15 protein-coding genes are annotated in these 14,064 nt (G+C 38.7%); all 15 read right to left on the bottom strand.

Translation table 11 applies throughout. From position 1 onward, the window contains the following. Positions 1–121: 121 nt before the first annotated feature. Entirely contained in the window at positions 122–475 is a 354-nt protein-coding gene (gene rplS, locus HMPREF2767_RS05710; protein ID WP_040929189.1) for a 50S ribosomal protein L19, read from the bottom strand. 114 nt (positions 476–589) lie between these two features. Beyond that, positions 590–1,261, bottom strand: a complete 672-nt coding sequence (trmD, locus tag HMPREF2767_RS05715; protein ID WP_070623032.1) for a tRNA (guanosine(37)-N1)-methyltransferase TrmD — start codon at positions 1,259–1,261, stop codon at positions 590–592. Then, positions 1,258–1,746 (bottom strand): ribosome maturation factor RimM, encoded by a 489-nt coding sequence (rimM, locus tag HMPREF2767_RS05720; RefSeq protein WP_068128805.1) that lies wholly within the window; start codon positions 1,744–1,746, stop codon positions 1,258–1,260. Before rimM ends, trmD begins: the two co-directional genes overlap by 4 nt. A gap of 47 nt (positions 1,747–1,793) precedes the next feature. Further along, entirely contained in the window at positions 1,794–2,021 is a 228-nt protein-coding gene (locus HMPREF2767_RS05725) for a KH domain-containing protein (RefSeq protein ID WP_070623035.1), read from the bottom strand. Between the two features lie 2 nt (positions 2,022–2,023). After that, a complete protein-coding gene (gene rpsP / locus HMPREF2767_RS05730) occupies positions 2,024–2,296 on the bottom strand; it encodes a 30S ribosomal protein S16 (RefSeq protein WP_040929193.1) in 273 nt (90 codons plus the stop codon). A gap of 84 nt (positions 2,297–2,380) precedes the next feature. After that, positions 2,381–3,727, bottom strand: coding sequence for a signal recognition particle protein (gene ffh / locus HMPREF2767_RS05735; RefSeq protein WP_070457661.1), 1,347 nt, complete (start codon positions 3,725–3,727; stop codon positions 2,381–2,383). Between the two features lie 11 nt (positions 3,728–3,738). Next, complete coding sequence (locus tag HMPREF2767_RS05740) at positions 3,739–4,071, bottom strand: putative DNA-binding protein (RefSeq protein ID WP_144265443.1); 333 nt, start codon at positions 4,069–4,071, stop codon at positions 3,739–3,741. Further along, positions 4,049–5,164, bottom strand: a complete 1,116-nt coding sequence (gene ftsY, locus HMPREF2767_RS05745; protein WP_068128810.1) for a signal recognition particle-docking protein FtsY — start codon at positions 5,162–5,164, stop codon at positions 4,049–4,051. Before ftsY ends, HMPREF2767_RS05740 begins: the two co-directional genes overlap by 23 nt. After that, entirely contained in the window at positions 5,165–8,710 is a 3,546-nt protein-coding gene (gene smc, locus HMPREF2767_RS05750) for a chromosome segregation protein SMC (protein WP_070623038.1), read from the bottom strand. It lies immediately after the preceding gene. Between the two features lies 1 nt (position 8,711). Next, positions 8,712–9,473, bottom strand: a complete 762-nt coding sequence (gene rnc, locus HMPREF2767_RS05755; protein ID WP_083286891.1) for a ribonuclease III — start codon at positions 9,471–9,473, stop codon at positions 8,712–8,714. Between the two features lie 96 nt (positions 9,474–9,569). Then, positions 9,570–9,806, bottom strand: a complete 237-nt coding sequence (locus tag HMPREF2767_RS05760) for an acyl carrier protein (RefSeq protein WP_040929198.1) — start codon at positions 9,804–9,806, stop codon at positions 9,570–9,572. 556 nt (positions 9,807–10,362) lie between these two features. Next, the gene (fabG, locus tag HMPREF2767_RS05765) at positions 10,363–11,100 is read right to left on the bottom strand and encodes a 3-oxoacyl-[acyl-carrier-protein] reductase (RefSeq protein ID WP_068128813.1); all 738 of its coding nucleotides are present in this window, start codon (positions 11,098–11,100) and stop codon (positions 10,363–10,365) included. Next, positions 11,093–11,998, bottom strand: coding sequence for an ACP S-malonyltransferase (gene fabD / locus HMPREF2767_RS05770; RefSeq protein WP_070623041.1), 906 nt, complete (start codon positions 11,996–11,998; stop codon positions 11,093–11,095). Before fabD ends, fabG begins: the two co-directional genes overlap by 8 nt. Next, positions 11,991–12,971, bottom strand: a complete 981-nt coding sequence (plsX, locus tag HMPREF2767_RS05775) for a phosphate acyltransferase PlsX (RefSeq protein ID WP_070457649.1) — start codon at positions 12,969–12,971, stop codon at positions 11,991–11,993. The genes fabD and plsX overlap by 8 nt, the downstream gene beginning before the upstream one ends. Next, the gene (fapR, locus tag HMPREF2767_RS05780; RefSeq protein WP_068128819.1) at positions 12,968–13,537 is read right to left on the bottom strand and encodes a transcription factor FapR; all 570 of its coding nucleotides are present in this window, start codon (positions 13,535–13,537) and stop codon (positions 12,968–12,970) included. Before fapR ends, plsX begins: the two co-directional genes overlap by 4 nt. Between the last annotated feature and the right edge of the window lie 527 nt (positions 13,538–14,064).

The following is a 14,064-nucleotide window of genomic DNA, read 5'->3' on the forward strand; positions in this document are numbered from 1 at the left end:
AAGTGGCTAACTTAAACTTGAAATTTAAGATTTACAATATGTTTTAAATTTAATTAATAAATAATTATTTGTTATAAAAAAAGCACTGAAGACATTATCTTCAGTGCTTTTATAACGAAAATTAGTTTTCGCGTTTTTCTTTGATACGTGCTGCTTTACCACGTAAGCTACGTAAGTAGTATAATTTCGCACGACGTACGCTACCTTTACGAGTCACTTCGATTTTATCGATTTTTGGTGTGTGAACAGGGAATGTTCTTTCTACTCCAACACCGTAAGAGATTTTTCTTACTGTGAATGTTTCAGAAATTCCACCACCACGGCGACGAATGACTACACCTTCGAACACCTGGATTCTTTCACGTTCACCTTCAGTGATACGTACGTGTACTTTTACTGAGTCCCCAGCTCTAAACTCTGGTAAGTCAGTTTTAAGTTGTGACTTTGTAATGTCTTGTAATAATTGTTGTGACATTTAAATTCTCCTCTTCCTACCAACCATCTTATATAGCATCTATACAGCGGATCGTTGTGATTTTTCGTCCTCATAGACTTATTCATATTACCATATTTAATTGGTCGATTCAACTTATTTTTTATTTTTTAATAAATCTGGTCGTCTTTCTTTTGTGCGTTTTAACGATTCCTCTTCTCGCCACTCTTCGATTTTTTTATGATCTCCACTCAGTAATACGTCTGGTACTTTCATACCTCGATATTCTCTTGGTCTCGTGTAATGTGGATGCTCGAGCATACCTGTTGAAAAGCTGTCGTTTTCGTGACTTTCTTGTTGAATGACTCCAGGGATGAGACGAACGATGGCGTCTGTCATTGCCATCGACGCAATTTCTCCTCCCGTTAATACGTAGTCCCCGATTGAAACTTCATCAGTTGCGAGGTTTCGTATACGCTCATCATATCCTTCGTAATGTCCGTTTATAAAAACGATGTTTTCTTCAGTAGATAATTCTTCAGCAAACTGTTGATCGAACGGTCTCCCGGACGGACACATGAGTAATACGCGTGCGTTTTCTAAATGTAATGATTCAAACGCTTCGTATACTGGTTCTGGTTTTAAGACCATACCAGCACCACCACCGTACGGATAGTCGTCGACTTGATTATGTTTGTTGTTTGCGTAATCTCTAAAGTTAATCGTTTTATAACTCACGATACCTTTGTCATTTGCACGCTTTAAAATTGATGAACTTAAAATACCTTCATACATTTCAGGAAATAATGTTAAGTAGAATATGTTCATAAATCTAACAGCCCTTCAATCGGTTCTATTTCAATTCGTTTACGCTCGATATCAATGAGTTTAATAAAGTCGTCTACGTTTGGAATCATATACTTATCAGATACGACAAAGACGTCTTTACTACCAGTTGGGATAATTGACGTCACTTCTCCTAAAGTTTCGTTATTGTCTAAGTTTATTACTTCACAGCCGATAATATCTTCATAATGATATTGCCCTTCTGGTAGTTCAATATCAATCGCATCTAGTGCTTGATACACTGTGTGACCTTTTAAATGTTCTACGTCGTTTAAATTTGTAACTCCGTCGAACGTTAACATATGAAAGTTTTTATGTTTACGATAACGCGTGATTGTATATGTTTCGTTGTTAATCGTCACTGTTTTACCGACCGCAAATCGTTCGTTCGTAAAATCACTACTACTTAAAATTTTAACTTCACCACGGACACCGTGGAAATTTACTAATGTTCCAATATCAATCATCGTGATTCCTTTCCGAATAAAAAAACACACCCGTGTCGGATGTGTTTTTACTCTACGTCAACAAACACTCTTACTGACGGGTCATCATTTGCTGCTGTCATGATCGTACGCACTGCTTTAATGGCACGACCACCTTTACCAATGATTCTGCCAATGTCTTCTTCATGTGCATTAACAGTATAGACCACTTTTCTATCTTCAGTCGTCTCAGTAATCGTAAGACTTTTGGGATGACGAACGATAGGTTGTAAAATCGTTTGGAGTAGCTGTTTCATAATTATTTACCTTGTTTCGCGTTATGGAATTTTTCCATAAGACCACGTTTACTGAAAATAGAACGTACAGTGTCTGAAGGTTTTGCACCTGTTAACATCCACTCTAATGCTTTTTCATCATCTAATTTAACGTTGTCTTCTTCTTTTAATGGGTCAAAGTAACCAAGTTGCTCGATAATACGACCATCTCTTTTTACTCTTGAGTCCGCAACTACGATTCTGTAGAAAGGATTTCTTTTAGAACCCATACGAGTTAATCTGATTTTTGTTGCCATTTATATACACCTCTCATGTTCAAAATTACTTATATAATAATAACAGATGATTTTAACGTTGTAAAGAGGTTTTCCTTTACAATTTTAAAAAGGTAATCCCATGCCGCCAAATGGGTTTTTACGCTTTCCTTTTTGATTTGTAAATTGCTTCATCATCTTTTTCATTTCGTTAAATTGTTTTAATAAACGGTTCACTTCTTGAAGTGATCGACCTGACCCTTTAGCGATACGACGCTTTCTTGAGATGTTTAATTTCTCAGGATTCTCGCGCTCTTCCATCGTCATTGAACGGATAATCGCTTGAACGTGGTCGATTTCTTTACCGCTCATTTTTACTTTATCTAACCCTTTAATTTTGTTCGCACCAGGAAGCATTTTGATTAGCTCATCAAGTGGTCCCATATTTTTCACTTGGTCCATTTGATCTAAAAAGTCGTCTAACGTAAACGAATTTTCTTTTAACTTTTGCTCGAGCTTTTCTTGCTCTTCCATGTCGACGTTTGCTTGCGCGCGGTCGATAATCGATAAAATATCTCCCATTCCGAGAATTCTGCTTGCCATACGCTCTGGATGGAACGGTTCTAGACCGTCTAGTTTTTCTGATACCCCGATAAATTTAATCGGTTTTTCAGTGACGCTACGAATTGAAAGTGCCGCACCACCACGAGTGTCCCCGTCTAACTTTGTGAGTGTCACTCCTGTGATGTCTAGTAAATCGTTAAACGATTCAGCGACGTTCACTGCGTCTTGACCTGTCATCGAGTCGACGACGAGCATAATTTCGTCTGGATTTGAAATTTCTTTAACGTTTTTTAATTCGTTCATTAAGTCTTCGTCGATGTGTAAACGACCGGCTGTATCGATGATGACTGTATCTAAATGTTCTTCTTTAGCGTACTGCATCGCGTTTTCTACGATTGTTTCGACTTTTTCTTTGTCTCCCATTGAATAGACTGGAATGTCTAATTGACGGCCGATCGTTTCTAACTGGTCAATCGCAGCAGGACGGTATATATCTCCTGCTACGAGTAATGGTTTTTTGTTATGTTGTTTACGTAACAGTAACGCGAGTTTACCAGCAGTCGTCGTTTTACCTGCCCCTTGTAAACCAACCATCATAATAACTGTCGGTGGTTTTTTTGCTAAATTGATTTTCGCATTTTCTCCACCCATTAACGCTGTAAGTTCTTCTTGTACGATTTTAATGACTTGTTGGCCTGGCGTTAATGATTTCATGACATCTGCGCCTTCAGCACGCGCGGACACATCTTTAATAAACTGACGGACAACTTTAAAGTTAACGTCCGCTTCAAGAAGTGCTAAGCGTACTTCACGCATCATCGTTTTTATATCTTGTTCTGTGACTTTACCTTTACCTTTAATATCATCTAAGATACTTTGAAGCCTTGAACCTAATCCTTCAAATGCCACAATAATTCCTCCTAATCGAGTGATTCGAGTTCTTCTATTATACTCAGTGCTTGTTGTTTATCGTCGAGCGATGTTTTTAACGCATCGTATAATTGTTGACGTTTTAAATAACGCGCGTACATACCGAGGTGTTCTTCGTATGCTTCGAGTACTTCTGTCGTACGTTTTAAATTATCATAAACCGCTTGTCGCGTCACGTTTAACTCATCTGCGATTTCAGAAAACTGTAAGTCCATTAAGTAATAGAGTTTTACGTAATCTTTTTGCTTATCTGTTAATAAGCCGTTATAAAAATCATATAAATAGTTCATACGTAACGTCTTATTCAGTTCGTTCATCTTCAACAACTTCCTCTGCATTGTCAATCATATCTGCAAATAGTCCGTAAACATAGTTTTCTGCACTAAATATTTCGAGGTCATCAATTTTTTCTCCGAGACCGACGAATTTTACTGGAATACCGAGTTCGTTTTTAATCGCAAGGACGATACCACCTTTTGCGGTACCATCAAGTTTTGTTAAGACAAGCCCTGTTAACTCTGTTACTTCGTTAAATGCTTTCGCTTGAAGCATAGCATTTTGACCAGTTGTAGCGTCTAATACGAGTAGCACTTCGTGCGGAGCATTTTCGTCGACTCTTTGAATGACGCGTTTCATCTTTTCGAGTTCTTTCATTAAGTTCCCTTTATTTTGTAGGCGTCCTGCTGTGTCGACAATTAGCACGTCCGTGCCACGGCGCTTTGCTGCGTTTACTGCGTCGAACACTACAGCTGCTGGATCTGAACCTTCTTGGTGTTTAATGACGTCTGCACCGACTCTTTCACCCCATACTTCAAGCTGATTAATAGCCCCAGCTCTGAATGTATCTGCGGCTGCGAGTAATACGTCTTTACCTTCAGACTTATAGCGATGTGCAAGTTTACCGATTGACGTCGTTTTACCGACACCGTTTACTCCGACGACTAAAATAATCGTTAAATCGTCTTGCATGTTCATGCTTTCGTCTAAGTCACCGTTACGTTCGTATATCTCTATCATCTTTTCAACGATTACTTCACGGAGTTCTTTTGTTTCAGTAATATTTTTAAGTTTCGCATAATCTCGTAATTCATCTGTTAACTCCATCACCGTTTCAAAACCGACGTCTGCAGTAATGAGCACTTCTTCGAGCGCTTCAAAAAAGTCCTCATCTACTTTACGGTACGTCGCCATTAACTGGTTGATTTGATCTTGGAATTTCTCACGAGATTTTTCAAGTCCTTGTTTAAATTTATAACCGACTTGTTCTTGTTCCCACTCTTCAAATTCTTCAATCGATATTAAACCGTCTCCGTCTAAATCTGCATCTTTCATTTCATCAGTGACGGGCGTTTGTTCAAACTCTTCTTTATCTGCTTTACCTGAGAATTTCTTTTTTAAACGATTAAATAAACTCACTTAGTATTCCCCCTCAACTTCTCGTTCCTCGTATGTCTTTAAGTCTACACTAATTAGCTCAGAGACACCTTTTTCTTGCATCGTCACACCGAATAATCGGTCGCTTTGCTCCATCGTCTTTTTACGGTGAGTGATTACGATACACTGGCTGTAACGTGTTAAATGTCTTAAGTAATTTGAGAATCGTAACACGTTCGCCTCATCGAGTGCCGCTTCTACTTCATCTAATATTATAAACGGACTACTTCTCACTTCTAATATACTGAATAATAAACTAATCGCTGTTAACGCGCGCTCTCCCCCACTAAGTAGCGACATGCTCGTTAGCTTTTTACCTGGAGGTTGAGCGTATATGAGTAATCCAGCATTTAAATAATCACCCGGTTCTGTTAAGCGGAGTTCTGCTTCCCCACCGCCGAACATCGTCTTAAACACTTTTTTAAAGTGTTCATTGACGTTGTGATACGTCTCTTTAAAGCGTTCAGACACTTCATAGTCCATTTCTTTAATGACGTCGAGTAACGTTTCACGTGCTTGTAACAAATCGTCTTCTTCGTGTTTTAAAAACGTATAACGTTCGTTCACGACTTCAAACTCATCAATTGCGTTCAAGTTTACGTTACCGAGTTCGTCGATACTTTTTTTATTTAACTGAATTCTTTCGCGCTTCATGTCGATGTCTGTTAAGTCCGTATATTCTTTTTCTGCACGTTCAAACGTCATTTCATACGTTTCAGATAAGTAATCGATTTTTACACTTAACATTGATTCGACGCGTTCCTTTTTACCGTGCGTTTTACGTAGCGATTCAGATAGCTTCTCTATCGTATCTAAATGCGACTGACGTAAATTCACGTCGTGCTTTGTTTCTTCACTCACTTCGTGTATCTCTTTTTTAAGTTGTGATGAAGAGTCTTGTAACACGTCTAACTGTTCGTCGAGTTCTAAAGATAACGTCTCTAACGCTTCGATATCGATCGACTCGTAATCTGAAGTCAACATTTCAATACGTGAATCGATATCTACAATTTCACGTTTCACTTTTAAAAGCCTTTCTTCGTAATCCGTTACTTGAGAACGTTTATATCGAAGTGTCGATTCTAATTCCGCTTGTTTTGTAAGAAGCGTTTGCTTTTTACTTTCGTATTCTTTTTCAGCCGCTTCAGTATCCCCTTGAGCTTTCGTGAGTAACTGAATATCTTTTTGAAGCGAATCGAGTGTTTTTGTTTTCTCTTCTATCGCTTTTATTAACGTCGATGCTTCCATAGTTTCAGTTGTAGAATCAAACGTTTCTTTTAATAACGCAATGCGTTCATTTGTTAATTTAATGTCTTGGTTCGTTTGTTCTAGTAACTGACTCTGTTCATCGTATGATTCTTTTAACTGAATGCCTTCAGTTTCTAGCGTGTTTAGAAGAGTGTCTAATTCTTTTAGACTGTCCTTTTCTTTTGAAAGTTCTTTAGTAAGCCTGTCGACTTCTAGCGTGTACGCTTTGATTTTATCGTCGAGTGCATCTTTTTCTTTTCGTAATTTAAGTGCTGAGTTGTTGTTTTGACGGCTTCCCCCACTGACTGCACCACCCGGGTTAAAGATTTCGCCGTCTTGTGTTACGATACGCGCTTTAAAATTTAACTCTCTAGATAATCGGGCACCGTCGTCATAATTTTCGACGATAATCGTCGTACTAAATAAGTGACCGATCAGTGCGTCATATTTCGTGTCGACTAAATCTTTTAATATATGATGCTCTACTGATGTCGATTCGAGTTTAAATACAACTTCTTGAGATAAAGATCTCCTTTGTATTGTGTCGAGTGGTAAAAACGTCGCGTAACCGAGGTTTTTATCTTTTAAATAATGGATTGCACGTTTAGCATCCTGTTCAGTTTTTGTCACGACACTTTGCGTTTGACTACCGAGTGCTGCGTCAAGTGCTGTCATATACGAACTGTCGATTTCGATAAGTTCCATGACGGCACCTAATACACCTGTGAGCTTGTCTTTACGTTTTAATACAGACTTTACGCCGCGGTAATATCCGTCGTAATTTGACATCATCGACTCATACATATCACGTTTAGATGTAAGTTGTGAGATGTAACGATTCGCTGTGTCGAATTGCTCTGTTAACGACTTTATATGAGATTCTTCGTGGTCACGTTTTGATTTCGTTTCTTTATACGCCTCACGCTTATCTTTTAGTGATGTTTCAAGTGTTGTGAGTGTACCCGTTAAACTTTTATTTTTTTCATTTAGTGTGGCGAGTGACTCTTTTAATTCGTTCATACGACGGTCTAACTCTTCTCGTTTACTTGAATCAATTGCCTCTTGTTTTTCATAGTCTTTTAACTGGTTGTCTAAAGAAGTCTTTTCGACCATGACCGCATAATACTGTTCTTTTAATGCGTCGATATCGACGTCGTTACCGTCAACAAGCGATTGTAACGAAGCGTTGATTGTATCGATTTCTGCTTTTACGTTCGACTGTTCATCTTTCGTTTCATTAAAAGATGTACGTAATGCTTCAAGGTCATGCTCTAGTGATTGTTGTTCTTTTAATTTATTGCTTTTTTCTTCAGTTAAACTGTCATGTTGATCTGAACGACTCGTTTTACGTTCTTTAAATAATTCGATTTTACCGATTGTTTGTTCTTTTTCTCTAGATGCTTTGACGAACGCGTCGTGAATGCTACGCTCGTTTTCAGTTAACACTTCTCGCTTGTCGCGTAAGTTATTGATCGCAACGTCGAGTAAATTGACGTGATTTCTCGCGTCTTCAATTGTACGTTCATCGTTCGAATACGTCTCTTTTAACTGATGAAGTTTTGAAGACAGCTCTTTAATATCAAACACAGTAACTTCAATGTCGCTTTGCTTCATCTCGTTTAAAAGCGCTAAATACTCAGTCGCGATGGCACTTTCTTTTTCGAGCTTTTTAACGCGTGACTCGAGTTCACTCGTAATGTCGTGAATACGGCTTAAGTTGAGTAACGTATCATCGAGTTTACGTTCTGCTTCTTTTTTACGTGTTTTATATTTCATGACGCCGGCAACTTCTTCGATAATTTCACGGCGCGTTTCTGGTTTTTGATTTAAAACGTGATCAACTTCACCTTGAGAAATAATGTTGTATGCGTTTTTACCAAGACCAGAGTCCATAAAGAGTTCTGTCACGTCTTTTAATTTTGCGCGTTCTTTATTGATATAGTAGTTACTTTCACCACTTCTAAATAGCTCACGACGAATCGTGACGTTGTCGTAGTCAAAGTCTAACACGCGGTCTTTATTGTCTAAATTCAGTTGAACGACTGCACTGTTTTGCTTACTTCGTTCTGTCGTTCCGTTAAATATAACGTCTTCCATTTTAGACCCGCGAAATTGCTTAGCGCTCGTTTCACCGAGAACGAACCTGACAGCGTCGATAATGTTACTTTTACCACTACCGTTCGGTCCAACAACCGCAGTGACGCCGTCATTAAATTCGATCGTCGTTTTATCGGCAAACGATTTAAATCCTTTAGCTTCTATACTTTTTAAAAATACCATATTATCTTTCGGCCTTTTCTTTTAAATGATAAAACGCAACTTTTGCTGCGAGTTGTTCAGACTCTTTTTTAGAGCGACCACTGCCACGCCCGATTTCTTTATCGTTTAACGTCACGTTAGAAACGAAGTTTTTGTCGTGTGACGGACCTGTCTCTTCGAGTAAGTGGTAATACACTTCTTCTTTGTATGCTTTATGAACAAACTCTTGAAGTGCTGTTTTAAAGTCTGAAATTCCGAGGTAATCATCGCGTTCAATTTTCGGGAATACATTCACACTTAAAAACTTCCACACAGCGTCGTATCCTTGATCGAGATATAACGCACCTAAAAATGCCTCGAACATATCCGAGATAATCGACGGACGCTTTTTACCGCCTGTCTTTTTTTCTCCTGGACCGAGTAATAGTAACTCTTCCATTTTTAAGTCGTTCGCAAATATTACAAGTGAAGGCTCACAAACGATATTTGCACGCAACTTTGTTAAATCTCCCTCAGGGAAATCTTTAAACGCGTCAAATATATATTCTGAGACCATCAGTTCTAATACCGCGTCACCTAAAAATTCTAGACGCTCGTTCGAATGAATTCGGTCTAAATGAATGTTATACACGAATGAACTGTGCATAAATGCTTGTAAAAATAATTTGTCATTTTCATATTGAATCTGATGTTTCTTCATAAAAGAATCGAACTTTTTAAAAAAAGAATCGACGTGTCTTTTAGAGTCTTCATCTTGTTCGATTGATTGTAGTAATTTATCCATAATCTCACCCTAATATAGTTTACTAAACTTATGCGGTTTGTTGTAGCGATATAAAAGAAAAATCCACTTTATAGAAAGTGGATTTTGTCTATCAAATTATTGGTTTTCAAGCTTCTCGATGAAATCTAAAGCATCACCAACAGTAACGATTTTCTCAGCTTCCTCATCTGGAATCTCAGTATCGAACTCATCTTCTAATTCCATTACAAGTTCCGCAATGTCTAAAGAGTCCGCACCAAGGTCATCTTTGAAAGTCGCATCTTTCGTCACTTGATCCTCATCGATACCTAATTTGTCGACAATAATGTCTTTAATTTTATCAAAATTATCCATCCCTACTTCACCTCCTTAAAATAGTGGTCGTATCTCAGTTGTAGAGATGATTCTTAATCTTTATACCCAGTGAGCAGGTTTTAAATGCGTGATTTTCGTGATTTGGTCCGACGATTGTCTCGAATCGACGGGGAAACTTCGATTTCGCCGACGATTCCCCGAATCGACTGCGAAAAGTTTATTTCACCGTCGCAGATGAGACTTTCATCGGTGAAATTTTGATTCGCCGACGGGAATGATCGAATCGTCGGTGAATTTCTCGTTTTCCCGATTTTCGCCGACGATACTGCTTGAATCGTCGATGAAATCTGACTCTCGCCGACGATAACCTCCATAGCGACGGGGAGTTTTTCATCTCGCCGACGATTCCCCGAATCGACTGCGAAAAGTTTATTTCACCGTCGCAGATGAGACTATCAACAGAGAAACCTACCATCCGTCGCCCGACTACAACCATCTCATCACTCTCTTAAAAGAATAAAAGCCACACCCCGCGAATGTTCGTGGCCGACCTTTATTTTCGGCACTGAAACTTGTGTTTATAATAACACAGCGGTTACGCCATGTACATTCCACCGTTGACGTGAATCGTTTGGCCTGTAATATAGCGCGCACGGTCTGATGCTAAAAATGATACAGCTTCTGCGATGTCTTCGACTTGACCGAACTGCTGTAATGGAATTTGTTCGAGCATTTTGTTTTTTAAATCGTCGCTTAATACGTCTGTCATATCACTTTCGATAAATCCTGGTGCGACTGCGTTTACTGTAATATTTTTACTTGCGAGTTCTCTTGCGACACTTTTCGTTAAACCGTCGACTCCTGCTTTACTCGCAACATAGTTTGCTTGTCCAGGGTTACCAAGGGTTCCGACGATACTTGAGATGTTGATGATACGTCCAGATTTCGCACGGATCATCATACGAGAAACGTTTTGAATGACGTTAAACGCACCCTTTAAGTTGACGTTAATAACATCGTCAAACATTTCTGGCTTCATACGCATAAGTAGCGTATCTTTTGTGATCCCTGCGTTGTTCACGACAACGTCGAGTTGACCGTACGTATCTTTAATATGTGCGATCATCTCTTTCACTTCGTCATAGTTTTGAACTTGGCACTGATAACTTTCAGCGTTGCCACCTTGTTCTTTAATCTTCTCTACAACTTCTTCTGCTTTTTCTTTATTCCCTGAATAGTTGACGATAACTGTATAGCCGTCTTCACCTAAACGTAATGCGACTGCGCGTCCGATACCTCTTGATGCGCCTGTAACTAATGCTACTTTACTCATTGTATTCATTCACCTCTTTTACTGTATCGATATGTGCTGTGTCTACTGACTTCGTAATTTTTTTAAGTAAACCTGTTTGAACTTTTTTCGGTCCAACTTCGACAGATTCAGTTACACCAAGTTCGACTGCTTTTTCAACACATTCTACGAAACGAACTGGCGACGTAATTTGTTGAATTAAATTTTGTTTAATAATTTCTTTATTAGTTTCTGGTTCTGCGGAAACGTTTTGTATAACAGGAATTTCTGCATCATTAAACGTAATATCTTGTAAGAACGTTTCGAACGAATTTTGAGCGCCTTTCATTAAGTGTGAGTGGAATGCTCCTGATACTTTTAGCGGAATGACGCGTCTCGCGCCGTGTGCTTTTGCTTCATCTATAAATAAATCGACTTTCGCTGCATCTCCAGAAATCACGATTTGGTCTGGTGCGTTTATGTTTGCTGGTGAGACTTTTTCTTCGTCATCACTGAGTGACTCACATAACGCTTCGAGCTTGTCCTTATCCATACCGATGACTGCAGCCATTTTACCGTCTTTTGCTTCACTCATTAAACGTCCGCGCATGGCGACTGCTTTTACTCCATCTTCTAAAGATAAAACACCCGCATGCACTAGAGCTGGCAATTCTCCTAAACTATGTCCGATTAAGTAATCGCCTTTAATTCCCGTTGCTTTAAGCACCGCAAGTGAATGCGCAAATAATGCGGGTTGCGTGAACGCTGTATTATTGAGTCGTTCATCGTCTTCAGAAAACATGATTTCTTTTAAATCAAAATCAACGTAGCTAAAGATCGTATCGAGTAGTTCTTTTGCTGCGTCATTATGTTCATATAAATCCTTTGCCATTTCATGATACTGTGCCCCTTGCCCCGGGAACAAAACGAGTTTACTCATCTTCGAAAATCGCCTCCTTAATTTGTTCAATCGCGTCACTATTCGCCATTGTAATCGCGTTTCGAATCGCATTTTCTATTGCGAGAGCGTCACTTGAACCGTGCGCTTTTAAAACATGTCCATTTAAACCGAGCAACGGTGCACCGCCAAATTGACGGTAATCCATTAAGTCTTTTAATTGACCTAAATCTTTTTTAACGACGAGTGCAGATAACTTATTTAACATCGAAGATAAAAAGATTTTCTTCACTTCACCGAGTAGGCTACTTGCTGTTCCTTCGATCGTTTTAAGAACGATGTTACCTGTAAATCCGTCTGTGACACCGATATCGTATTTACCAGTTAATATGTCTCTCGTCTCAAAATATCCACTATAGTTTAAGTTTGAGTCTTGAAGTAACTGGTGCGTCTCTTTAGTAAGTGGTGTTCCTTTAATATCTTCACTACCGTTGTTGATTAAACCAATTGATGGATTTTTACGTCCTCGAATATTTTCCATATAAATAGACGCCATATGTGCAAACTGTAATAAGTGTTTTGGCTTATTTTCAGAGTTTGCACCGAGATCGAGTAAGAGCATGCCTTTATTATTCGTCGTCGGAATCATCGACGCGAGCGCTGGACGCTCGATTCCTTTAATACGTCCTATAACGAATAATCCAGCCGTAAGTAAGGCACCTGTGTTACCTGCAGATACAAAAGCATCTGCTTTCCCTTCTTTTACTGCTTTTGCCGCACGTACAATCGATGAATCTTTTTTACGACGAACTGCACGTACTGGATCGTCTTCACTTGTAATGACCTCTGTCACTTCTACGAATTTCACTCTATCATGCGTCTCAGTCCAACTACCTGCTGTTCCGAACGCTAAGATTTGAATATCTTCATATTTCTTTAATGCTGATTTAATACCATCGACAATTGCTTCTGGTGCGTGGTCTCCACCCATCAGATCGACTGCGATTGTTTTCATTCTATTTCACCTTCATTTTCAAAATGCATGACATAATGTCCAATAAATACTGTTTCATCTTTTACATATGATTCCACTAATATAAGTGCTTCATATGGTTTAATTTTTAATACGGTCGCTTTTGCGACAATCTTATCTCCGACTTTTGCCGGTTTTAAATATTTTACGTTTGCTTCCTTTGTCAGCACCTTCTTTTTACCGAGTACTGCCACAGCAAGTGAGTTTGCTTGACCAAATAGGAAGTGTCCGCGTGCGATATTATAATTTAAAAATGCGTGTTCTTTTTCAACTGTAAAAAACGAAGACGCTTGTTTGTTCACTTCAATTTGTACCAGTTCACCGATGACATCTTGAAGCGGAATACTTTTAATTTCTTCAGCATTCTTTTTAGCGACTGCTTGAACTCTGACACGCAGTTCTGGAATATTTAAAACAGAACGGTCCAGACGAATCGTTTGAATCGAAACGTTCAAATCGTTTGCGAGTGTTTCATCTGTTAAAAACGGATCCTCGTCCAATCGCCTCACAATTTCTAGACGGCGTTCATCTTTCTTTAACTTTGCCACATTATCTCCCCATTTAGTAGTTGGTGCTAAAATTAGTATATAAAATTAATGATTACTTTTCAATCTTTTACATTATTTCGGATGAAAAAAACTCGTGAATTTCTTGTTGCGTTAAATTAATTGAGTGGTCGTTTACAGAAATGTGCGTTGTGTAAAATTGTTTTTTATCTTTTAACGTAAATGCATTTTGCGTAAAAGGGTTCGCTTGTACGTTGACGCAAACGCTCTAATCGTCAAACTAATCGAGCTACCTTTAACACAAAAGCGATTTGCGTAAAATTGTTTTTCATCTTTTAACGCAAAAGAGATTTGCGTAAAAAGAGTTGCCGATACGTTGATGCATTTCCACTAATCGTCAAACTAATCGATTGTCCGTTTACACAAAAGCTATTGGCATAAAAGAGTTGCCGATACGTTGACGCATTTCCTCTAATCGTTAAACTAATCGATCTACCTTTAACACAAAAGCGATTTGCGTAAAATTAAGCAGGAAAAACCAGTTACGTCCATATAATTGTGTAAAATAG

The organism is Nosocomiicoccus sp. HMSC067E10 (assembly GCF_001810835.1).
Taxonomy (GTDB): Bacteria; Bacillota; Bacilli; order Staphylococcales; family Salinicoccaceae; genus Nosocomiicoccus; species Nosocomiicoccus ampullae_A.

What these genes read in the sequence shown, in the direction of transcription:
- rplS (WP_040929189.1), bottom strand. Translation starts at nt 475, where the DNA reads ATGTCACAACAATTATTACAAGACATTACAAAGTCACAACTTAAAACT.
- trmD (WP_070623032.1), bottom strand. Translation starts at nt 1,261, where the DNA reads ATGAACATATTCTACTTAACATTATTTCCTGAAATGTATGAAGGTATT.
- rimM (WP_068128805.1), bottom strand. Translation starts at nt 1,746, where the DNA reads ATGATTGATATTGGAACATTAGTAAATTTCCACGGTGTCCGTGGTGAA.
- HMPREF2767_RS05725 (WP_070623035.1), bottom strand. Translation starts at nt 2,021, where the DNA reads ATGAAACAGCTACTCCAAACGATTTTACAACCTATCGTTCGTCATCCC.
- rpsP (WP_040929193.1), bottom strand. Translation starts at nt 2,296, where the DNA reads ATGGCAACAAAAATCAGATTAACTCGTATGGGTTCTAAAAGAAATCCT.
- smc (WP_070623038.1), bottom strand. Translation starts at nt 8,710, where the DNA reads ATGGTATTTTTAAAAAGTATAGAAGCTAAAGGATTTAAATCGTTTGCC.
- rnc (WP_083286891.1), bottom strand. Translation starts at nt 9,473, where the DNA reads ATGGATAAATTACTACAATCAATCGAACAAGATGAAGACTCTAAAAGA.
- HMPREF2767_RS05760 (WP_040929198.1), bottom strand. Translation starts at nt 9,806, where the DNA reads ATGGATAATTTTGATAAAATTAAAGACATTATTGTCGACAAATTAGGT.
- fabG (WP_068128813.1), bottom strand. Translation starts at nt 11,100, where the DNA reads ATGAGTAAAGTAGCATTAGTTACAGGCGCATCAAGAGGTATCGGACGC.
- fabD (WP_070623041.1), bottom strand. Translation starts at nt 11,998, where the DNA reads ATGAGTAAACTCGTTTTGTTCCCGGGGCAAGGGGCACAGTATCATGAA.
- plsX (WP_070457649.1), bottom strand. Translation starts at nt 12,971, where the DNA reads ATGAAAACAATCGCAGTCGATCTGATGGGTGGAGACCACGCACCAGAA.